At 72.3% G+C, this 20,922-nt stretch carries 15 protein-coding genes; 10 read left to right on the forward strand and 5 right to left on the reverse strand.

What is annotated here, in order from left to right; all coding sequences use genetic code 11:
• Window position 1: 1 nt before the first annotated feature.
• The 6 genes from S1361_RS33030 to S1361_RS33055 all read left to right on the forward strand — a co-directional run bounded on the left by S1361_RS33030 (window position 2) and on the right by S1361_RS33055 (window position 8,960).
• A complete protein-coding gene (locus S1361_RS33030; protein WP_208035532.1) occupies window positions 2-964 on the forward strand; it encodes a carbohydrate ABC transporter permease in 963 nt (320 codons plus the stop codon).
• Window positions 961-1,839, forward strand: coding sequence for a carbohydrate ABC transporter permease (locus tag S1361_RS33035; RefSeq protein WP_208035533.1), 879 nt, complete (start codon window positions 961-963; stop codon window positions 1,837-1,839). The genes S1361_RS33030 and S1361_RS33035 overlap by 4 nt, the downstream gene beginning before the upstream one ends.
• Window positions 1,840-1,870: 31 nt before the next feature.
• Window positions 1,871-3,478 (forward strand): glycoside hydrolase family 13 protein, encoded by a 1,608-nt coding sequence (locus S1361_RS33040; protein WP_208035534.1) that lies wholly within the window; start codon window positions 1,871-1,873, stop codon window positions 3,476-3,478.
• Window positions 3,479-3,609: 131 nt separating this feature from the next.
• Entirely contained in the window at window positions 3,610-5,787 is a 2,178-nt protein-coding gene (locus S1361_RS33045; RefSeq protein WP_208035535.1) for a galactose-binding domain-containing protein, read from the forward strand.
• 224 nt (window positions 5,788-6,011) lie between these two features.
• Complete coding sequence (locus tag S1361_RS33050; protein ID WP_208035536.1) at window positions 6,012-8,060, forward strand: phosphocholine-specific phospholipase C; 2,049 nt, start codon at window positions 6,012-6,014, stop codon at window positions 8,058-8,060.
• Window positions 8,061-8,126: 66 nt separating this feature from the next.
• The gene (locus tag S1361_RS33055; protein WP_208035537.1) at window positions 8,127-8,960 is read left to right on the forward strand and encodes an LURP-one-related family protein; all 834 of its coding nucleotides are present in this window, start codon (window positions 8,127-8,129) and stop codon (window positions 8,958-8,960) included.
• Between the two features lie 164 nt (window positions 8,961-9,124).
• On the opposite strand, the gene S1361_RS33060 is transcribed toward S1361_RS33055, so the two are convergent.
• Both S1361_RS33060 and S1361_RS33065 read right to left on the reverse strand, forming a co-directional pair.
• Window positions 9,125-10,108 (reverse strand): DMT family protein, encoded by a 984-nt coding sequence (locus S1361_RS33060; protein WP_208035538.1) that lies wholly within the window; start codon window positions 10,106-10,108, stop codon window positions 9,125-9,127.
• A complete protein-coding gene (locus S1361_RS33065; RefSeq protein ID WP_208035539.1) occupies window positions 10,105-10,905 on the reverse strand; it encodes a phosphatase PAP2 family protein in 801 nt (266 codons plus the stop codon). The genes S1361_RS33060 and S1361_RS33065 overlap by 4 nt, the downstream gene beginning before the upstream one ends.
• A 173-nt stretch (window positions 10,906-11,078) precedes the next feature.
• On the opposite strand from S1361_RS33065, the gene S1361_RS33070 reads away from it, so the two are divergent.
• A complete protein-coding gene (locus tag S1361_RS33070) occupies window positions 11,079-11,693 on the forward strand; it encodes a TetR/AcrR family transcriptional regulator (RefSeq protein ID WP_208035540.1) in 615 nt (204 codons plus the stop codon).
• A 150-nt stretch (window positions 11,694-11,843) separates the two neighbouring features.
• On the opposite strand, the gene S1361_RS33075 is transcribed toward S1361_RS33070, so the two are convergent.
• Window positions 11,844-12,854 (reverse strand): DUF2510 domain-containing protein, encoded by a 1,011-nt coding sequence (locus tag S1361_RS33075; RefSeq protein WP_208035541.1) that lies wholly within the window; start codon window positions 12,852-12,854, stop codon window positions 11,844-11,846.
• Between the two features lie 285 nt (window positions 12,855-13,139).
• On the opposite strand from S1361_RS33075, the gene S1361_RS33080 reads away from it, so the two are divergent.
• Window positions 13,140-15,824 (forward strand): ATP-binding protein, encoded by a 2,685-nt coding sequence (locus S1361_RS33080; RefSeq protein WP_208035542.1) that lies wholly within the window; start codon window positions 13,140-13,142, stop codon window positions 15,822-15,824.
• Window positions 15,825-16,401: 577 nt separating this feature from the next.
• On the opposite strand, the gene S1361_RS33085 is transcribed toward S1361_RS33080, so the two are convergent.
• Window positions 16,402-17,376 carry a DUF3048 domain-containing protein gene (locus S1361_RS33085; RefSeq protein WP_208036875.1) on the reverse strand — a complete coding sequence of 325 codons (975 nt, stop codon included), beginning with the start codon at window positions 17,374-17,376 and terminating at the stop codon, window positions 16,402-16,404.
• 151 nt (window positions 17,377-17,527) lie between these two features.
• On the opposite strand from S1361_RS33085, the gene S1361_RS33090 reads away from it, so the two are divergent.
• Entirely contained in the window at window positions 17,528-18,718 is a 1,191-nt protein-coding gene (locus S1361_RS33090; protein ID WP_208035543.1) for a zinc-dependent alcohol dehydrogenase, read from the forward strand.
• A 15-nt stretch (window positions 18,719-18,733) separates the two neighbouring features.
• Here S1361_RS33090 and S1361_RS33095 read toward each other — a convergent pair whose 3' ends face one another.
• Window positions 18,734-19,810 carry an ATP-dependent DNA ligase gene (locus tag S1361_RS33095; protein ID WP_208035544.1) on the reverse strand — a complete coding sequence of 359 codons (1,077 nt, stop codon included), beginning with the start codon at window positions 19,808-19,810 and terminating at the stop codon, window positions 18,734-18,736.
• Between the two features lie 74 nt (window positions 19,811-19,884).
• Here S1361_RS33095 and ligD point away from each other — a divergent pair, with 74 nt between their 5' ends.
• Window positions 19,885-20,898: a non-homologous end-joining DNA ligase gene (gene ligD, locus S1361_RS33100; protein ID WP_208035545.1), complete on the forward strand. Its 1,014-nt coding sequence runs from the start codon at window positions 19,885-19,887 to the stop codon at window positions 20,896-20,898.
• Window positions 20,899-20,922 lie beyond the last annotated feature (24 nt).

A 20,922-nucleotide genomic window follows, 5' to 3' on the forward strand; every position in this document is an offset into this window, starting at 1 on the left:
CATGACGAAGACGGCGCACACGGCCGGGCGGCGGCCCGGGGCGCACCCCGCCGTCCCGCCGGCCCCGGCACCGCCTCCGGCAACGGGCCGCAGACGCCGCCGCCCGACCGACCAGGTCCGGGCCCACGCCTTCCTCCTCGGCGGACTGCTCTGCTTCGCCCTGTTCTCCTGGTACCCGGCGATCCGCGCGGTCGTCATCGCCTTCCAGACGTACACACCGGGCTCCCCGCCCGCATGGGCCGGCACCGCCAACTTCACCCGCGTCCTGCACGACCCGGAGTTCACGGCGGCCTGGCGCAACACCCTCGCCTTCACCCTGCTGGCGCTCCTCCTCGGCTTCGCCGTCCCGTTCCTCCTCGCCCTCGTCCTCAACGAACTACGGCACGCCAGAGCCTTCTTCCGCATCGTGGTCTACCTGCCGGTGATGATCCCGCCGGTGGTCAGCGCCCTGTTGTGGAAGTGGTTCTACGACCCCGGAGCCGGCCTCGCCAACGAGACGCTGCGCCTGCTGCACCTGCCCACGTCGAACTGGACCAACGGCACCGGCACCGCACTCGTCTCCCTCGTGCTCGTGGCCACCTGGGCCAACATGGGCGGCACCGTCCTCGTCTACCTGGCCGCCCTGCAGTCCATCCCCGGCGAGCTGTACGAGGCGGCCGAACTCGACGGCGCCGGCCTCCTCCAGCGCGTCCGGCACGTCACCGTCCCGCAGACCCGGTTCGTGATCCTGATGCTGATGCTCCTCCAGATCATCGCGACCATGCAGGTGTTCACCGAACCGTTCGTCATCACCGGCGGCGGCCCGGAGAACGCCACGGTCACCGTCCTCTACCTCATCTACAAATACGCCTTCCTCTACAACGACTTCGGCGGCGCCTGCGCCCTGAGCGTCATGCTCCTCGTGCTGCTCGGCGCCTTCTCCGCCGGCTACCTGCGGCTCACCCGCTCCGAGGGGGACGCATGAACAGCACCCGCACCCTCGTCTCCCCGGCCGCCCTCGCCCGCCCCCGCGGAAAGGCCGTCTACTGGACGGTGTTCACGGCCGTCGTCGTCCTCTTCGCGCTCGCCTTCCTCTTCCCCGTCTACTGGATGGTGACCGGCGCGCTGAAGTCCCCGGACGAGGTGGCCCGGACCCCGCCGACGCTCGCACCCGAACACTGGCACCTCGGCGGCTACACCGACGCCTGGAATCTGATGCAGCTCCCGCAGCACCTGCTGAACACGGTCGTCCAGGCGGCCGGCGCCTGGGCCTGCCAACTGGTGTTCTGCACAGCCGCCGCGTACTCCCTGTCCAAGCTGAGGCCCGCCTTCGGCAAGGCCGTCCTCGGCGGCATCCTCGCCACCCTCATGGTCCCGGCCCAGGCCCTGCTCGTCCCCAAGTACCTCACCGTCGCCGACCTGCCGCTGATCCACACCAGCCTGCTCGACGACCCCCTCGCCATCTGGCTGCCGGCCGCCGCGAACGCCTTCAACCTCTACCTGCTCAAACGGTTCTTCGACCAGTTGCCCCGCGACGTCCTGGAGGCCGCCGAGATCGACGGCGCCGGACCGCTGCGGATCCTGTGGTCCGTCGTCCTGCCCATGTCCCGGCCGGTGCTCGGCGTGGTCTCCATCTTCGCGCTGGTCGCCGTCTGGCAGGACTTCCTGTGGCCGCTGATGGTCTTCTCCGACACCGGCAGGCAGCCGATCAGCGTGGCGCTGGTCCAGCTGTCGCAGAACATCCAGCTCACCGTGCTCATCGCCGCGATGGTGATCGCCAGCATCCCGATGGTGGCGCTGTTCCTCGTCTTCCAGCGGCACATCATCGCGGGGATCAGCGCGGGCAGCACCAAGGGCTGACGCCGCCACCCTCCACAGAAAGGCACACCCCGTGGGACAGCCCCGCCATGCCCGGAAAGACCCTGACTGGTGGCGCTCGGCCGTCATCTACCAGGTGTACGTCCGCAGCTTCGCCGACGGCGACGGCGACGGCACCGGCGACCTCGCGGGCGTCCGCTCCCGGCTGCCGTACCTTGCCGGACTCGGCGTCGACGCCCTGTGGTTCACCCCCTGGTACCTGTCACCCCTGAAGGACGGCGGCTACGACGTCGTCGACTACCGGGCCGTCGACCCCGCCTTCGGTACCCTCGCCGAGGCCGAGAAACTCATCGCCGAGGCACGTGCACTGGGCATCCGGACCATCGTCGACATCGTGCCCAACCACGTCTCCGACCAGCACCCCTGGTTCCGGGCCGCACTCGCCGCCGGGCCCGGCAGCCCCGAACGCGAACTGTTCCACTTCCGGCCCGGACGCGGCCCGGACGGCGAACTCCCGCCGAACGACTGGCCGTCGCAGTTCGCCGGCGCCACCGAACCGGTGTGGACCCGCCTCCCCGACGGCGACTGGTACCTGCACCTGTTCACCCCCGAACAACCCGACCTCAACTGGGCCCACCCGGCCGTCCGCCAGGAACACGAGGACATCCTGCGCTTCTGGTTCGAGCGGGGCGTCGCCGGCGTCCGCATCGACTCGGCGGCCCTGCTCGCCAAGGACCCGGACCTCCCCGACCTCGCCGCACACCCCGAACCGCACCCCTTCCTCGACCGCGACGAACTCCACACCGTCTACCGCTCCTGGCGGCGCGTGGCGGACGAGTACGGCGCCGTGTTCGTCGGCGAGGTCTGGCTCCCCGACCCCGAACGCTTCGCCCGCTACCTGCGCCCGGACGAACTCCACACCGCCTTCAACTTCTCCTTCCTCACCTGTCCCTGGGACGCGGGCCGGCTGCGCGCCGCGATCGACACCACCATCGCCGAACACGCCCCCGTCGGCGCCCCGGCCACCTGGGTGCTGTGCAACCACGACGTCACCCGCACGGTCACCCGGTACGGCCGCGCCGACACCGCCTTCGACTTCGCCGCCAAGGCCTTCGGCACGCCGACGGACCTGGCGCTGGGGACACGGAGGGCGCGTGCCGCGGCACTGCTGTCGCTGGCGCTGCCGGGATCGGTGTACGTCTACCAGGGGGAGGAACTGGGGCTGCCGGAGGCCGAGATACCGGTCGACCGCATACAGGATCCGATGTACGTCCGATCGCACGGAGCCGACCCCGGCCGCGACGGCTGCCGGGTGCCGCTGCCGTGGGTCGACGGCATGCCGTACGCGGGGTTCGGTTCCCAGGCGGAACCCTGGCTGCCGCAGCCGGCCGACTGGCCCTCGTATGCGGTAGACCGTCAACTGCAGGACCCCGATTCCATGCTCACCCTCTACCGCCGGGCCATCGCCCTGCGCCCCCGGTTCGGTGACGGCCCCCTGACCTGGCTGCCCGCCCCCGACGGCGTGCTCGCCTTCTCCCGCGCGGACGGTGTGCTGTGCGTGGTCAACCTCGCGGCCACGCCCGCCGAACTGCCCGCCCACTCCCGGCTCCTGCTCGGCAGCGGTCCGCTGGACGACGCGGGCCGGCTGCCGCAGGACACGGCGGCCTGGCTGCGGGCCTGAGCCGCACCGGTTCGCGGCGGCCCGGCCGCGCGCCTGAGCCGCGCCGGTTCGCGGCGGCCCGGCCGCGTGCCCGAGCCGCACCCGTACGCACCTTGCTGTCCCACGCACCCCCACCACGAAGGGATCGGCACATGCACAGCAGCACCGCTGGACACGTCCGGCGCATGCCGGCGATCGGGGCGGTCGTCGCCCTCGCCGCCGGCATGCTCGTCGCCGTCGCCCCGGCCGCCCACGCGGCGGCGGGCGCCACCCTGCCCTTCACCTCCGTGGAGGCCGAGGCGGCGACGGGCAACGGTACGCGGATCGGCCCGGACCACACGCAGGGCAGCCTCGCCTCGGAGGCCTCCGGCCGGCAGGCCGTGCGGCTGGCGGCCGGGCAGCGGGTGGAGTTCACCGTGCCCCGCACCTCCAATGCGCTGAATGTCGCGTACAGCGTCCCGGACGGTCAGTCCGGGGCGCTGAACGTGTACGTCAACGGCACCCGGCTGACCAGGACCCTCCCGGTGACCTCCAAGTACTCCTACATCGACACCGGCTGGATTCCCGGCGCCAGGACGCACCACTTCTTCGACAACACCCGGCTGCTGCTCGGGCAGGACGTCCAGGCCGGCGACAAGGTCGCCGTCGAGGCGGCCGGCGTCCAGGTCACCGTCGACGTCGCCGACTTCGAGCAGGCGGCACCGGCCGCCACCCAGCCCGCCGGTTCGGTGTCCGTCGTCTCCAAGGGCGCCGACCCCAGCGGCGGCGGCGACTCCACCCAGGCCTTCCGGGACGCCATCGCCGCGGCCCAGGGCGGCACGGTGTGGATCCCGCCGGGCGACTACCGGATCACGTCCTCCCTGAGCGGCGTACAGAACGTGACCCTCCAGGGCGCCGGCAGCTGGTACTCGGTCGTGCACACCTCCCGCTTCATCGACCAGTCCTCCTCCGCCGGCCGGGTCCGCATCAAGGACTTCGCAGTCGTCGGCGAGGTCACCGAACGCGTCGACTCCAGCCCGGACAACTTCGTCAACGGCTCCCTCGGACCCGACTCGTCCGTCTCCGGCATGTGGATCCAGCACCTGAAGGTCGGCCTGTGGCTCACGGGCAACAACGACAACCTGGTGGTGGAGAACAGCCGCATCCTCGACACCACCGCCGACGGCCTCAACCTCAACGGCACCGCGAAGAACGTCCGGGTCCGCAACAACTTCCTGCGCAACCAGGGCGACGACTCCCTCGCCATGTGGTCGCTGTACTCCCCGGACACCGGCTCCAGCTTCGAGAACAACACCGTCTCGCAGCCCAACCTCGCCAACGGCATCGCCGTCTACGGCGGCACCGACATCACCGTACGCAACAACCTGATCTCCGACACCAACGCCCTCGGCAGCGGGATCGCCATCTCCAACCAGAAGTTCCTCGACCCCTTCCACCCCCTCGCCGGCACCATCACGGTCGACGGCAACACCCTGGTGCGCACCGGTGCGATGAACCCCAACTGGAACCACCCGATGGGCGCCCTGCGCGTCGACTCCTACGACAGCGCCATCGACGCGAGGATCGACATCACCGACACGACGATCACCGACAGCCCCTACAGCGCCTTCGAGTTCGTCTCCGGCGGCGGCCGCGGACACCCGGTGCGCAACGTCAACGTCTCCGGCGCGACCGTGCGGAACACCGGTACGGTCGTGGTCCAGGCCGAGGCACCGGGTGCGGCCACCTTCAGCGAGGTCACCGCCACCCAGGTCGGGGCGTCCGGCGTCTACAACTGCCCCTACCCGGCGAACTCCGGCTCCTTCACCGTCACCGACGGCGGCGGCAACTCCGGCTGGGCCGGAACCTGGCCGGACTGCTCCAGCTGGCCGCAGCCCGGGCAGGGCAACCCCGAACCGGACCCGAAGCGGAACCTCGTCAAGGGCCGCCCGGCCACCGCGACGGGCTCCCAGGACGTCTACACCCCGGGCAAGGCGGCCGACGGTGACGCGAACAGCTACTGGGAGTCCGCCAACAACGCCTTCCCGCAGTCCTGGACGGTCGACCTCGGCTCGTCCTACGCCGTGCGCCGCCTGGTGCTGAAGCTGCCGCCGTCCGCCGCCTGGGGCGCCCGTACCCAGACCGTCACGGTGCTCGGCAGCACCGGCGGTTCCGGCTACTCGACCGTCACGGCCGCCCAGGGCTACCGCTTCGACCCGGCCACCGGCAACACCGCGACCGTGTCCCTGCCGGCCGGCACCAGCCTGCGCTACCTCCGGCTGACCGTCAGCGCCAACACGGGATGGCCGGCGGGCCAGTTCAGCGAGGTGGAGGCGTATGTGACACCCTGACGCCACCCACCGCCGTCCCCCGGCGCGTCCGCGCCGGGGGACGGCGCCGAGCACGAGGAGGAGTGGGCCGCCCCGCGCCGGACGCGCGGCACCGCACGGACCGCCGAGTTTCACATGGACGCCACCAGACCCTTCCCTGACGTTTGCTGCTCTTGGAACACTCGCTCCGCGCAGATTCCGTCATCTGACGGCATCGGTACGTCAGGATGAGAGGACCCTCACCCATGCCCGAAGTCAACCGGCGGCGCTTCCTGCAACTCGCCGGCGCCACCACGGCGTTCACCGCGCTGGCCGGCAGCATCCAGCGCGCGGCCGCCCTGCCCGCCCACTACCGCACCGGATCGGTGGACGATGTCGAGCACATCGTCGTCCTGATGCAGGAAAACCGTTCCTTCGATCACTACTTCGGCTCGCTCCGAGGAGTCCGCGGCTTCGGCGACCCCCGTCCGGTCACCCAGAACGGCAGGTCCGTCTGGCAACAGTCCGACGGCACGAAGGACGTCCTGCCGTTCCACCCCGACGCCGACGACCTGGGCCTGGCCTTCATCCAGGACCTCCCGCACGGCTGGAACGACGGCCACACCGCGTTCAACGGCGGCAGGTACGACAAGTGGGTGCCCGCCAAGTCCGCGACGACCATGGCGTACCTGACCCGCGCCGACATCCCCTTCCACTACGCGCTCGCGGACGCCTTCACCATCTGCGACGCCTACCACTGCTCGTTCATCGGCTCGACCGATCCCAACCGCTACTACATGTGGACGGGGTACACCGGCAACGACGGCACGGGCGGCGGCCCGGTCCTCGGCAACGACGAGAAGGGGTACGGCTGGACGACGTACCCCGAACGCCTGGAGCAGGCCGGGGTCTCCTGGAAGATCTACCAGGACGTCGGCGACGGCCTCGACGCGAACGGCGGCTGGGGCTGGATCAACGACGCCTATCGCGGCAACTACGGCGACAACTCGCTCCTCTACTTCGACCGGTACCGGAACGCGGGGCCGGGCGATCCCCTGTACGACAAGGCCCGCACCGGCACCGACGCCCGCAAGGGCGAGGGCTTCTTCGATCAGCTCAAGGCCGACGTCCAGGCCGGCCGGCTGCCCCAGGTCTCCTGGATCGTCGCCCCCGAGGCCTTCACCGAACACCCCAACTGGCCCGCCAACTACGGCGCCTGGTACGTCTCCCAGGTCCTGGACGCGCTCACCGCCAACCCCGACGTCTGGGGTAAGACCGCGCTGTTCATCACCTACGACGAGAACGACGGCTTCTTCGACCACGTCATCCCGCCCTACCCGCCGGCCTCCGCCGCCCAGGGCAAGTCGACGGTCGACCCCGGTCCGGACCTGTTCAAGGGCGACGCCGGCCACGTCGCCGGCCCCTACGGACTCGGCCAGCGGGTGCCGATGCTGGTCGTCTCCCCGTGGAGCAAGGGCGGTTACGTCTGCTCCGAGACCTTCGACCACACCTCGGTCATCCGGTTCATCGAGCGGCGCTTCGGGGTCCGGGAGCCGAACATCTCGCCCTGGCGGCGGGCCGTCTGCGGCGACCTGACCGGCGCCTTCGACTTCTCCCGCAAGGACACCGCGCCCGTCGCCCTGCCCGCCACGGCCGACTACCGGCCGAAGGACCACGAGCGTCACCCCGACTACGTGCCCAAGCCGCCCGCCGACCCGTCGCTGCCCCGGCAGGAGCCCGGCAGCCGGCCCACCCGCCCGCTGAAGTACGCCCCGCTGGTGGACGGCCGGGCGGACACCGCGGCCGGGAAGTTCACGCTCACGTTCGCCTCGGGCGCGCAGGCGGGCGCGGTCTTCCTCGTCACGTCCGACAGCCGCACCGACGGCCCCTGGACGTACACCACGCAGGCCGGCAAGACGCTCTCGGACACCTGGAACTCGGTCTACTCCGGCGGCCGCTACGACCTCGCCGTGCACGGCCCCAACGGCTTCCTGCGCGTCTTCAAGGGCCGCAACAAGGTCGCCGGTCCCGAGGTCACCGCCCGGCACGCGGGAGACGACCTCGAACTCACCTTCACCAACAAGGGCTCCGGCACCGTCAGGCTGAAGCTGGCCAACGGCTACGGCGGCAGCCCGGTCACGGTGACGGTGCGGCCCGGAGCGACCGTGCGGCACACCGTCGTGCTCGCGACGAGCAAGCGCTGGTACGACCTGACCGTCACCTCCGACGCCGACCCCGCCTTCCTGCGCGGCTTCGCCGGTCACGTGGAGAACGGCCTGCCCGGCGTCAGCGACCCGGCGATCCTCACGGGGTGAACGCGCAATGAACACCGCTCCGTGCGGACTGGTCAGGTACCGGTCACATCAGGGTAGTGTGCCCCGGTGACCACGCAATCGAACACTCCTGCAGGCTGGTACCCGGATCCGCACGGGGCGGCGCAGACGCTCCGGTACTGGGACGGCTCGCAGTGGACCGAGCACACCAACCCGGCCCAGCAGCCGGCCGGGCAGGTCCCGCCGCAGCAGGCCGCCTTCCCGCAGCAGCAGACCAGTGACGCCAAGGTGCAGCGCCAGGTGCAGCAGCAGGCCGGCGTCACGGCCGGCGGCCCCGGCGGCGGCACCCTCTTCACCGAGCCCGTCCTGGTGGTGAACCAGAAGGCCAAGCTGATCGAGCTGACCAACGAGTACAAGGTCATGGATCAGAACGGCCGGGAGATCGGCTCCGTCACCCAGGTCGGGCAGGGTGTGCTCCGCAAGATCCTGCGCTTCGTCTCCAGCCTCGACCAGTTCCTCACCCACAAGCTGGAGATCCGCGACGCCTACGGCCAGCCGCAGCTGCTGCTGACCCGGCCCGCGAAGATCTTCAAGTCGCGGGTCGTCGTGACCCGCCCGGACGGCACGCCGGTCGGTGAGATCGTCCAGAAGAACATGATCGGCAAGATCAACTTCGCGATGACGGCGAACGGCCAGCAGGTCGGCGCGATCAAGGCGGAGAACTGGCGGGCCTGGAACTTCGCGATCGTCGACCACGCGGACAACGAGGTCGCCCGGATCACCAAGACCTGGGAGGGCCTCGCCAAGACCCTCTTCACGACCGCGGACAACTACGTCCTGCAGATCCACTACCAGCTGCCCGAGCCGCTGCTGAGCCTCGTCGTGGCCACGGCGCTCACCGTGGACACCGCCCTCAAGCAGGACGCGCGCGGCTGGGGGTGACCGCCCGGCAGCCCGCCCGGTGGTCCGGGGGGCGCGTACGGCGACGGCGGCCGGTGCATGCGGATGTCTCCGCGCACCGGCCGCCGCCGTATGCCGTCCGCCCTACCGGAACGGCTGTGCGGTCTGCCGGGTCCGCTCTGCCGCAGGAGTCACCGGTGTGCGGTTCACAGCGCCGTGAGGTGGCCCGGCTGATCCGGTTGCCGAGGCACCAGCACCGGCTCGGCCGCGGCCGACCCCGGCTCCAGGGCCAGTAGCGCCGCCACCGGATGCTCGTCGTGCTCGCCGTACTCCCCGGACGGCTCGGCGCGGCCGGGCCCGCCGCCGGTTCCGGGGGCCGCCCGGGTGAGCAGCACGACCCCCCACGCGGCCAGCCCCGCACCCACCAGGGCCAGCAGCACCCCCGCCGCACCGCCCCGCAGCCCCTGGCCCAGCAGGGTCAGGCCGATCACGGCGGCGGCGACCGGGTTGACGAGGGTGACGACGGCCAGGGGGGCGCCGAGGCCGCCGCGGTAGGCGGTCTGGGACAGCAGGAGTCCGCCGACGGCGAAGGCGGCGACGAGCACGGCCACCACGATCACCTCGGTGCCGGGGACCGGGCCGGAGCGGTCGGTCGCGGCCACGGTGACCGTCTGGGTGAGGGCGGAGGCGACACCGGAGGCGAAGCCGGACGCGGTCGCGTGCCGCAGGCCCGGCCGGGCGCCGGGCCGGGCCAGCAGGCCGATCGCGGTGCCCGTGGCACCCGCGACGGCCAGCGCCTCGGTCAGGGACAGGATTCGGGCGGGCGCCGGGCCGGATGCGGTGATCAGCAGGGCGGCGAGCCCGAGCAGGGTGAGTGCCGTACCGCGCCACTCGGCGGTGCCGACCCGCCGTCCGGCCGCCCGTGCGCCCAGCGGTACCGCGGCGACCAGGGTGAGTGCGCCGAGGGGCTGGACGACGGTCAGTGGGCCGTACCTCAGGGCGATGACGTGCAGCAGGGCGGCGGTGGCGTTGAGGCCGACCGCCGACCACCAGGCGCCGGTGCCGAGCAGCCGGAGCAGGCCGGTGTCGGCGCTGCGGGAGGCGAGGCGTTCCTGGGCGACGGCGGCCAGCGCGTAGGCCACGGCCGATACGAGGGACAGGCCGAGGGCGGCCAGGGCGGCGGGACTCATCGGCTCGCTCCCGCCAGGACGGGCTCGGGGGTGCTCGGCCGGCCGGTGCCGCGCCCTGCCGTGGTGGTGGTGCGCCGCGGCGGGTGGAGGGAGGCGAGGGCGAGGCCGAGCATGGCCGTGGCGACGATCGCGTCGAGCCAGTAGTGGTTCGCCGTGCCCACGATCACCAGGAGGGTGACCAGGGGGTGCAGCAGCCAGAGCGGGCGCCATCGGGACCGGGTGGCGGCGATCAGGCCGATCGCGAGCATCAGGGCCCAGCCGAAGTGCAGCGAGGGCATGGCCGCGAACTGGTTGGAGAGGTGGTCGCTCGACGGGGGGCCGTACACGGAGGGGCCGTAGACGCGGGCGGTGTCGACGAGGCCGGTGCCGGTCAGCAACCGGGGCGGGGCCAGCGGGAAGGTGAACGGCAGGACGAGGGCGGCGGTGGTGACGACCGCGAGGACCCTGCGGGCCCAGACGTAGTGGGCGGGCCGCCGCAGGTAGAGCCAGACGAGGAAGGCGAGGGTGGCCGGGAAGTGGACGGTGGCGTAGTAGGTGTTCGCCAGGCGGACGAGGGTGTCGCCGTGCAGCAGTGCGGACTGCACGGCGGTCTCGTGGGGGAGGTGCACGGTCCGCTCCAGGTGCCACACGCGGCGGGCGTTGCGGTACGCCTCGCCGGTGTGCCCGGTGGCCAGCTGCCGGCCGAGCTTGTAGACGAGGAAGAGCCCGGCGACCAGCAGGAACTCACGTATGAGGGGCGGCCGTGCCGGGGCGTCCGGCTCCGTGTCCGCCTCCGCAGGCTCGGTTCGGGCGTTCATCCCCCGGCCCCTTCCCTGACGGTGGTGCGTGTGGGTCCCGGTCGGCTCCGGAACCCATCGATACGTTGGCGTACCGATACGCCAGTGTACCGATACGGTTGAGTACCGGTACACTGGCGTATCGATTGATGTGCGACACACTGGGAACAGGCTCGAGTGAGGGGAAGCACCGCATGACGTCGCAGGCCGCGGAGGGACCGGAGTCGGTCGTCGCCTCGCGCCGCTCCAAGATCACGCCGGAGCGTGAGCGGGAGTTCTTCGACGCCGTGCTGGAACAGATCCGCGAGTGCGGCTACGACTCCGTCACCATGGAGGGCATCGCCGCCAGCACCCGGTGCAGCAAGTCCACGCTCTACCGGCAGTGGAAGACCAAGCCCCAGTTCGTCGCGGCGGCGCTGCGCGCCAACCGCCGGGTGAGGTTCGCCGGCATCGACACCGGATCACTCGCCGAGGACCTGCGCCGGGCCGCGCGGGCCGCGGGCGACTGGTCCGGCAAGGACACCCGGCTGCTGCAGGCGCTGGGGCACGCGGTGACGGCCGACAAGGAGCTGGCCCAGGCCCTGCGCGAGGCGCTGGTGGACCCGGAGATCGCCGCGCTGGAGGAGATGCTCGCCCGGGGCGTGGCCCGGGGTGAGGTCCGGGCGGGTCACCCGGCGCTGGAGTACATCCCGGCCATGATGTTCGGCGTCCTGCGGGTGCGCCCGGTGCTCAGCGGCCAGTACGCCGACTCCGACTACCTGGTCCGGTTCGTGGAGGCCGCAGTGCTGCCCGCGCTCGGACTGACCTGAGACCCAGGCCGCCGTCCACGGGATGACTGGACGGTGACCTGCCCGCGCCGCACCGTGGGGACGGGGGCGGCGCGCACCCCCGGCCGGGTGGGGTTCCTCTTGAGCGGAGGGGAGCCCCACCCGGCCGATCCATGTCCCGGGGGTCCGGTCTCAGACGTCCTGGCCGTTCCCGCCGCCGGACGAGACCTTGATCCCCTTGAGGATCTCGTCGACGACGGACAGCTTCTGCCCGGCGTCCACGCCGAAGCGGACCACCACGAACCGCCGGGCGTCGTTGGGCGAGGGGAACGCGACCGACTCGACATAGCCGTCGGCGCCCTTGCTGGTGACCGCCTTCCAGCGCACCAGGTAGCCCTTCTGCCCGGCCACCGTCACCGCCTCGGAGGCCAGCTCCTGGTGCGAGGTGATGCCGCCGTAGGTCGTGCCGCCGTAGGACCGCTCGGCGTTGGCCGCGATGTCCGCCTTGGCGACCTCCTCGGCCGTGTCGCCCTTGGCGCCCAGTTCCACCGCCGGAGCCGTGTAGGCGCCGCCCGGGGTGCACGTCTGGGCCGTGTTGCCGGGACACTTGTAGGAGTCGTCGGAGGTCACCTGCGCGCCGAAGCTGATCGCCTGCCCGGTCCAGCCGTTCGGCACCGGCAGGCTGATCCCGTTGACCGGGTCCGGTACCGAGCCGCCGCCCTTGACCTTCGGCGCCTCGGACCGCCCCGGGGAGGGCGAGGTCCCGCCGGGACCCCCCGGGCCGCCGGGCCCGCCCTGCCCTGCGTTCGGCCCGCCGTCCGGTCGCTGCCGCGAGCTCGCCCGGTCGCCGCCGCCGCGACCGTCGTCACTGGCGAGGGCGTACACGCCGACCCCGACGCACAGCAGGACCGTGGCCGTCACCGCCACGGCTATGCCCGTGCGCAGCCCGCGCCGGGCCCCGGCCGGCGGCTGGGCAGGATAGGCCGGGTACGACGGATGGCCGGGGTATCCCGGATGGGGTCCGTACCCGGCGGGGGCCGGGCCGGCCGTCGGCGGCTGTGCCGGGGTACCCCAGGCGGCGGCCGTGCCGGCGGGGCGGGTCTGGCCCGTCCAGGCCTTGCCGTCCCACCAGCGCTCGGTGGGCGGACCGTCGTTCGTCTGCCCGGGGTCGGGGTACCACCCGGGAGGAGTCACCTGCGTCATGCCCCCACCGTATGAGGCGACGGTGAAAGGGGGATGAGAGGATCCGCCGCCCGGCATGCGGATCGTGGCATTCCGCCCGGTTTGTTTACCGATGTTTCCCGCAGACCTGGTCCGACCGGCCTCAGTTGACACTCCGTCCGCTGGCCGGGCAGGCCTGCGCGTCGCCTGCCCGTACCCTCTTTCACCCGGGTGGGCAACAGCTGCCGCGACCGGCCACCACACCCCCCGCCGGACGGCTACGCTCGGGCCCTGTACGTCATTCGGGCGACCTGGGGAGGTAACGGGATGACGGAGGGACGGCCGTCGGCGGCCGGCTCGGCTCCCCTGTGGGAGCGTGACGCCGAGATCGCCACCGTCGCACAGGCACTCGACGTCCTGTGCGCGGACCAGTCGTCCGCGGGCAGCCTGCTGGTCCTGCGGGGCGAGGCCGGACTCGGCAAGACCGCGCTGCTGGCCGAGACCCGCCGCATCGCCGAACGCCGCGGCTGCACCGTCTGGTCCGCCCGTGGCGCCGAGACGCTGAGATCGGTCCCGTTCCACGTCGTACGGCAACTGCTCCAGCCGGCACTGCTGTCCTTACTCCCCGAGGAGGCGCGCGAGTACCTCGGCGACTGGTACGACATCGCCGGCCCCGCCCTCGGCATAGCCGACCCGCAAGGGGACAACGCCGACCCGCACTACGTCTGCGACGGACTCGTCGCCGCGGTGCGCCGGCTCGCCCGCCGCGAATGGCCGCTGGTCCTCCTCGTCGACGACGCGCACTGGGCCGACCAGGAGACCCTGCGCTGGCTCGCGGCGTTCGCCGAACGCCTGGACGACCTGTCCGTGCTCGTCCTGGTCGCCCGCCGTCCCGGCGAGGTCAGCGGCGAGAGCGCCCGCCTGCTCGACGAGGTGGCCGCCGCCGCGGACCGCCCCGTCCGCACCCTGAGCGCCCTCACCCCCGACGCCACCGCCGGGCTCACCCGGGCCACCCTCGGCCGGCAGGCCGACGACCCGTTCTGCCGCGAGGTCTGGGCCGTCACCGGCGGCAACCCCTACGACACCGTCGAACTCCTCGCCAAGGTCCAGGACAGCGAACTCCAGCCGGTCGAGGCGCAGGCCGCGGAGCTGCGCGCGCTCAACCGCGCGGCCCGCGGCGGCGGACTGGTCGACCGGCTCAAGGGCCTCGGCCTGGAGGCCACCCGGTTCGCGTGGGCCGCCGCCATCCTCGGCACCGGCATCACCGTCGACATGGTCGCCCGCCTCGCGACCATGAACGACGAACTCGCCCGGCACTGCGCCGAGCTGCTGTGCAGCGCCCGCATCCTCACCGAACCCGAGTCGGCCGCCGGCACCGAACCGGCGGGCGGCGCGCTGGAGTTCGTCCACCCGCTCATCGCCACCGCTGTCTACAACTCCATCCCGCCCGGCGTGTGCACGGCCATGCACGGCGTCGCCGCGCAGATCATCACCGAACTGGGCCGGGGCGCCGCCGAGGCCGCCCGGCACCTGCTCAAGGTGCACCCGGACGACGACGAGGAACTCGTCGAGCAGCTGCGCGAGGCCGCCCGCGAGCACCTCGCCGTCGGCGCGCCCGACGCGGCCCGCCGCTGCCTGGAACGCGCGCTGCAGGAGCCGCCCCGCCCCGAGGTGCACGCGCACGTCCTCTACGAACTGGGCTGCGCCACCCTCCTGACCAACCCCGCGGTCACCATCGACCACCTCCAGAGCGCCCTCGGCATGCCCGGCCTGGACGGGGACGACCGGGTCGACGCCGTCGTCCGGCTCTCCCAGGCGCTGCTCCACAACGACCAGCTGGAGGAGGCCGTCCGCACCGTAGAGGCCGAAGCGGCCCGGCACGAGGCCGGCCCCGTGCGGATGCGACTGCAGGCGTTCCAGTTCATGTGGGAGGGCATCCACGGCGAGATCGTCTCCCCGGCCCGCTCCCGGCGCCTCGCCGAGCTGGCGAGCACCTGCTCCGGCCGTGACAACGCCGAACGCGCCCTGCTGATCCTGCGCGGCTTCGACGCCATGACCCACGGCGAGAGCGCCGACGAGGTCCTCGAACTGTGCGACCGCGCCCTGGTCAACGGCCGGCTCGCGCCCGGACTCGGCTGGACCGACCCTGAGTGGGGCATGGAGCTGCTGATGATGCTCGGCAGCTCGTACGCCTACGCCGACCGGCTCGACCGGGCCGAGAGCCTGTTCGCCGAGGCCCGGCGCGTCTACACCACGGCCGGCTGGCACGGCGGCCACCTCTCCCTGGCCAATGCCTTCCTCGGGCTCGCCTACCGCCGACAGGGCCGGCTCCGCGACGCCGAGTCCGCCCTGCGCGACGCCCTGGTCCTCGCCGAACGCGTGGGCCGTCGCCTGCCCCTGTACTGGTCGGCCAGCTGCGGGCTGGTCGACACCCTGCTGGCCCGGGGCCGGGTGGAAGAGGCCTGGTCGGTCGCCGAACAGTACGGTTTCGCGCCGCCCTACCCGTCCACCATCGTGCTGCCCGACATCCGTTCCGTGCGCGGCCGGCTGCTGCTCGCCGTCGGCCGCACCGAGGAAGGCATCGACGAACTGGAGGCCGCCGAGAAGACCGCCGCCTCCCGCGGCGGCCACAACCCGGTCCTCGCCCCCTGGTCCATCGACCTCGCCAAGGCCCTCGCCGGGCCGGACCCGGCCCGGGCCGCCCAGGTCGCGGCCGACGCCCGCCGGCAGGCCGAGCGGTTCGGCACGGACACCGCCATCGGCGAGGCCCTGCGCTGCGCCGCCGCGGTGGAGACGGGGGAGCGTGCGGTCCAGCTGGCCGCCCGCGCCGTCACCTACCTGGAGGCCTCGCCCTGCCAGTACGAGCACGCGGCGGCCCGCGTCGAGTACGGCATCGCCGCCCGCTCGGCCGCGGAGCTGGGCCGGGGCCTGGACCTCGCGCGGGCCTGCGGTGCGGAGGGGCTGGTCGCGCAGGCACGGGAGGCGCTGGAGACGGGGCGGGGTGTGCGCTAGGCCGTCGCTTTCGGATCATCGACCGGCATACTGGGCGCCACCCAAAAAGCGGCCGGAAGCAGACAGCGTGAAATCCGACATACTTCGCATCAGTGCAAGCCTTGCAACTGCCACCGTGACGGCACTCGCCCCGTCCTCTTGCGGAGCCGGCAAACCCGTCGTCACTCCGGAGGCCGTGACTCATGCCGAATTGGTCGGCCGGTGGGACGGGGAGCGGAAATGCGGATCGCCGATAGTTCGACTACGCGACGATTACACTTTTTCCAGCAAAGACTTTCCGGTCCAATGGGACGGCCCCGTGCCGGACGCACAGGTGACACGCCGTTCATCCGACGGGAAATGGCATGGGGTCAACAAAGACCCCGGCCTGTCGCCTTACCTGGTGCTCAGTTTCAGGAATCACAACGACTTCCAGATTCTGGAATTCGTCTTGGAGCATGGAAAGCTGCAGATGGACGGGACTGTCTACGCGGACGGGGGGGACCCCTATCCCTACCCGTGTCACTACAGACGCACTTCTGCCGACCCTGAGGCCTAGGATGCTTTTCGGGTCGTCTCGCCGACCGGATACGGCTCCTCAGGGCCCCGGTACGAAGACCACCCACACCTGACCGGCGGCGAAGCCCAGCCGCCCGCCGTCCGCCGTCGTGAACGACGTACCGTCCGCCGCCGTCGGCCGTGACCAGAAGCCGTCGTACGACCGGCCGTCGCGCAGCACCTCCGCCCGTCCGGAGCCGACCGTCTCGGTGTACGGCGTCCGGCTGCCGAGCACGTCGTGGTAGCGGGAGGTACGGACCGTCACGTGCTGCACGACCACCGTGGCCGGCGCCGGCCGGCCGCCGTCGGTCGTCGCCGCGGGCCCGCCGTCCATCGCGACGAGCCAGCCGCCGCGCCCGGCGGACCAGGTGAAGGTGAAGCGGGCGGCCGGGTAGCGCACCGAGCGCGCGGACACGGGGGTGCCGCCGGAGGGCGCCGGGCCGAAGCGGAAGCCCGTGGTCAGCGCCGCCGCGCCCGGGGCGGCGGGCAACAGCGCGGACGGGCGCAGACAGAGGTTGTGCGGGGCGGCCCGGCCGGGGTCCCGGTAATAGGCGCCGGGGGCCTCGTCGGGTGACCGCGCGCGCAGCGGCGCCCGGTCGATCAGCGGCAGCAGCGCGCGCTGCGCACCCGAGAAGGCGAGCGTCGGCATCGTGAACTGGCGCAGCAGTTCCAGATCGGACTCGCGGGCGCTGCGCACCGGACCGACGGCCCTCGGCAGCCGTGTCGCGTACACCGCCAGCAGCCGGCTCAGGCCGCCCTCCACCTGCTCCACGTACACCACGTCCGCCGCGCCGAGCCCGGTCTGCGGGCGGGCCGCGCCCACGTTGTCGATCTTGACGGCGAGCGGCGATCCGGCCACGGCCGAACGGCTCGGCGCCGGCGTCGCGGTGCCGTGCGGGGCGCGGTCGTCGTCCCGGCCGTGGCCGGTGCAGCCCGCCATGAGGGAGGCCGTCAGCGCGACGCTCAGCAGCGCCGCCGTCCGTGCCGCGCGCCGCGTGCGCGCCCCGTGTCCCATGCCCACCGTCGCCACCCCGTCCGTGTTGTCCGATGGTGCGCGCACCGGGGCACCGTTGGCCATGGGTTCGGCAGGGGGGCGGGCGGGTACCCGGCCTGCACTGCACCGGGACGCAGGACGCAGCCTTACGCGACCAAGGGAGTGCGACCCCATGAAGGCAGTCACCTGGCAGGGCAAGCGGGACGTCCGGGTCGAGGACGTCCCCGACCCGCGGATCGAGGAGCCCACCGACGCCGTCATCCGCATCACGTCCACCGGACTGTGCGGATCCGACCTGCACCTGTACGAGGTGCTCACCCCGTTCATGACCCCGGGGGACATCCTCGGCCACGAACCCATGGGCATCGTCGAGGAGGTCGGCCCGGGCGTGCCGGACCTCGCGGTGGGGGACCGGGTCGTGGTGCCGTTCCAGATCGCCTGCGGCAACTGCTGGATGTGCCTGACCGGGCTGCCCACGCAGTGCGAGACCACCCAGGTCACCGGCGAGGGCATGGGCGCCGCCCTCTTCGGCTACACCCGCCTGTACGGCGCCGTGCCCGGCGCCCAGGCCGAGTACCTGCGCGTCCCCCAGGCGCAGTTCGGCCCCATCAAGGTGCCCGAGGGCCCGCCGGACGACCGGTTCGTCTACCTCTCCGACGTGCTGCCCACCGCCTGGCAGGCCGTCGAGTACGCGGCCGTGCCACCCGGCGGCACCCTCGCGGTCCTCGGCCTCGGCCCGATCGGTGACATGGCCTGCCGGATCGCCATGGCCCGCGGCGCCGAGCGCGTCTTCGGAGTCGACCTGGTGCCCGAGCGGCTCGCCCGGGCGCAGCGGCGCGGTGTCGAGACGTACGACCTGAGGGCCTTCGACGACGAGAAGACGCTCGTCCAGGCCATCAGGGACGAGACCGGCGGCCGGGGTCCGGACGCCGTGATCGACGCCGTCGGCACCGAGGCACACGGCAGCGCCGCCGCCAAACTCGCCCAGAGCGCCACCGCGCTGATGCCCCGCAAGCTGAGCGCGCCCCTCGCGGAACGCTTCAGCGTGGACCGGCTCGCCGCCCTGCACACGGCCATCGACCTGGTCCGCCGCGGCGGCACGATCTCGCTCAGCGGTGTCTACGGCGGCATGGCCGACCCGATGCCGATGCTCACCCTGTTCGACAAGCAGATCCAGCTGCGCATGGGCCAGGCCAACGTCCGCCGCTGGACCGACCTGATCCTGCCCTATCTGACGGACGAGGACACCCTCGGCGTCGACGACTTCGCCACGCACCGGCTGCCGCTTGCGGAGGCACCGCACGCGTACGAGATGTTCCAGCGCAAGCAGGACGGCGCCGTCAAGGTCCTCATGCAGCCGTAGTCCCGCCCCTCCGGCTCAGCCGCGGTCCTTCTCGCCGAGGATCTCCGCGAGGTCGTAGCGCACCGGCTCCTCCAACTGGGCGTAGGTGCAGCTCTCCGGCGTACGGTCCGGGCGCCAGCGGCGGAAGCGGGCGGTGTGCCGGAACCGCTGCCCGTTCTCCATGTGGTCGTACGCCACCTCGGCCACCCGCTCCGGCCGCAGCGGCACCCAGGACAGGTCCTTCTTGCCGGACCAGCGGCTCGGTGCCCCTGGCAGCCGGGCCGTCTCGTGCGCGGCCTCGTCCGTCCAGGCGGCCCACGGGTGCCCCGAGACGTCGTCCATGCGCAGCGGCGCCAGCTCCTCGACCAGCTCGGCCCGCTTCTTCATGGCGAACGCTGCCGACACGCCGACGTGCTGGAGCCGGCCGTCCGCGTCGTACAGACCGAGCAGCAGCGAGCCCACCACCGGGCCGCTCTTGTGGAAGCGGTACCCGGCGACCACGACATCCGCCGTCCGCTCGTGTTTGATCTTGAACATGGCCCGCTCGTCCTGCAGGTAGTGCAGGGTGAGCGGCTTGGCCACGACCCCGTCGAGTCCGGCGCCCTCGAACTGCTCGAACCACTGCCGGGCCACCTCGATGTCGGTCGTCGAAGGTGCCAGGTGCACCGGCGGGGTCGCCTCCGCGAGGGCCCGGTCCAGCAGGGCGCGGCGGTCGGTCAGCGGTACGTCGAGCAGGGCGTGGTCGTCCAGGGCCAGCAGGTCGAAGGCGACGAACGACGCCGGGGTCTTCTCGGCCAGCATCCGCACCCGGGAGGCCGCCGGGTGGATCCGCTCGGTCAGCGCGTCGAAGTCCAGCCGTCCGGCGCGTGCGATCACGATCTCCCCGTCCAGCACGCACCGCTCGGGCACCCGCTCCTTCAGTGCCGCGACCAGCTCGGGAAAGTACCTGGTCAGCGGCTTTCCGGTGCGGCTGCCCAGCTCGACCTCGGCGCCGTCCCGGAACACGATCGACCGGAATCCGTCCCACTTAGCCTCGTAGTGCATCCCCGGCGGGATCTTCGCCACCGACTTGGCGAGCATCGGCTTCACGGGCGGCATGACGGGCAGATCCATGCCTCCGATTCTGCTCGCATACATACGGCTTCGCCCGGTATGCGCGCTGTGCGGGGTGCGCCTACCGTGGCCGCATGGGTGATGCGGTGGAACTCGAGGTGGGCGGCCGGACCGTACGGCTGTCCAGCCCGGACAAGGTGTTCTTCCCGGAGCGCGGTTTCACCAAGCTGGACCTCGCCCGGTACTACGCCTCCGTCGGCCCCGGCATCCTGCGCGCCCTGCGCAACCGCCCCACCACCCTGGAGCGGTATCCGGACGGCGTCGGCGGCGAGTGGTTCTTCCAGAAGCGGGCCCCGAAGGGCATGCCCGACTGGATCCCGACCGCCCACATCACCTTCCCCAGCGGGCGCAGCGCCGACGAGATGTGCCCCACCGAGCAGGCCGCCGTGGTGTGGGCCGCCCAGTACGGCACCCTCACCTTCCACCCCTGGCCGGTGCGCGCCACCGACGTCGACCACCCCGACGAACTGCGCATCGACCTCGACCCGCAGCCCGGCACCGACTACGCCGACGCGGCCCGCGCCGCCCACGAACTGCGCGCCGTTCTGGAGGAGTTCGGCGGGCTGCGCGGCTGGCCGAAGACCTCCGGCGGCCGGGGCCTGCACGTCTTCGTCCCGATCGAACCGCGCTGGACCTTCACCCAGGTGCGCCGCGCCGCGATCGCCGTCGGCCGGGAGATGGAACGCCGGATGCCCGACCAGGTGACCATCAAGTGGTGGAAGGAGGAGCGCGGGCGCCGGATCTTCATCGACTACAACCAGACGGCGAGGGACCGCACCATCGCCTCCGCCTATTCCGTACGTCCCCACCCGCACGCCCCCGTCTCGGCACCGCTGCGCTGGGAGGAGGTCGGCGTGGCCGAGCCCCGCGACTTCGACCTCGCCACCATGCCGGCCCGGTTCGCCGAACTCGGCGACGTGCACGCCGGCATGGACGACCACGCCCACTCCCTGGACGCGCTGCTGGAACTGGCCCGCCGGGACGAACACGACCACGGCCTGGGCGACCTGCCGTACCCGCCGGAGTACCCGAAGATGCCCGGCGAACCCAAACGCGTCCAGCCCAGCCGGGCCCGGCGCGCGCCTTGACGGGTGGCGGCACGGGCCGGTGAG

Source organism: Streptomyces cyanogenus, assembly GCF_017526105.1.
GTDB classification, from domain to species: Bacteria; Actinomycetota; Actinomycetes; order Streptomycetales; family Streptomycetaceae; genus Streptomyces; species Streptomyces cyanogenus.

What these genes read in the sequence shown, in the direction of transcription:
- S1361_RS33095 (WP_208035544.1), bottom strand. Translation starts at nt 19,810, where the DNA reads ATGGATCTGCCCGTCATGCCGCCCGTGAAGCCGATGCTCGCCAAGTCG.
- S1361_RS33070 (WP_208035540.1), top strand. Translation starts at nt 11,079, where the DNA reads ATGACGTCGCAGGCCGCGGAGGGACCGGAGTCGGTCGTCGCCTCGCGC.
- S1361_RS33080 (WP_208035542.1), top strand. Translation starts at nt 13,140, where the DNA reads ATGACGGAGGGACGGCCGTCGGCGGCCGGCTCGGCTCCCCTGTGGGAG.
- S1361_RS33050 (WP_208035536.1), top strand. Translation starts at nt 6,012, where the DNA reads ATGCCCGAAGTCAACCGGCGGCGCTTCCTGCAACTCGCCGGCGCCACC.
- S1361_RS33065 (WP_208035539.1), bottom strand. Translation starts at nt 10,905, where the DNA reads ATGAACGCCCGAACCGAGCCTGCGGAGGCGGACACGGAGCCGGACGCC.
- S1361_RS33090 (WP_208035543.1), top strand. Translation starts at nt 17,528, where the DNA reads ATGAAGGCAGTCACCTGGCAGGGCAAGCGGGACGTCCGGGTCGAGGAC.
- S1361_RS33045 (WP_208035535.1), top strand. Translation starts at nt 3,610, where the DNA reads ATGCACAGCAGCACCGCTGGACACGTCCGGCGCATGCCGGCGATCGGG.
- S1361_RS33075 (WP_208035541.1), bottom strand. Translation starts at nt 12,854, where the DNA reads ATGACGCAGGTGACTCCTCCCGGGTGGTACCCCGACCCCGGGCAGACG.
- S1361_RS33085 (WP_208036875.1), bottom strand. Translation starts at nt 17,376, where the DNA reads ATGGGACACGGGGCGCGCACGCGGCGCGCGGCACGGACGGCGGCGCTG.
- S1361_RS33035 (WP_208035533.1), top strand. Translation starts at nt 961, where the DNA reads ATGAACAGCACCCGCACCCTCGTCTCCCCGGCCGCCCTCGCCCGCCCC.
- ligD (WP_208035545.1), top strand. Translation starts at nt 19,885, where the DNA reads ATGGGTGATGCGGTGGAACTCGAGGTGGGCGGCCGGACCGTACGGCTG.
- S1361_RS33060 (WP_208035538.1), bottom strand. Translation starts at nt 10,108, where the DNA reads ATGAGTCCCGCCGCCCTGGCCGCCCTCGGCCTGTCCCTCGTATCGGCC.
- S1361_RS33030 (WP_208035532.1), top strand. Translation starts at nt 2, where the DNA reads ATGACGAAGACGGCGCACACGGCCGGGCGGCGGCCCGGGGCGCACCCC.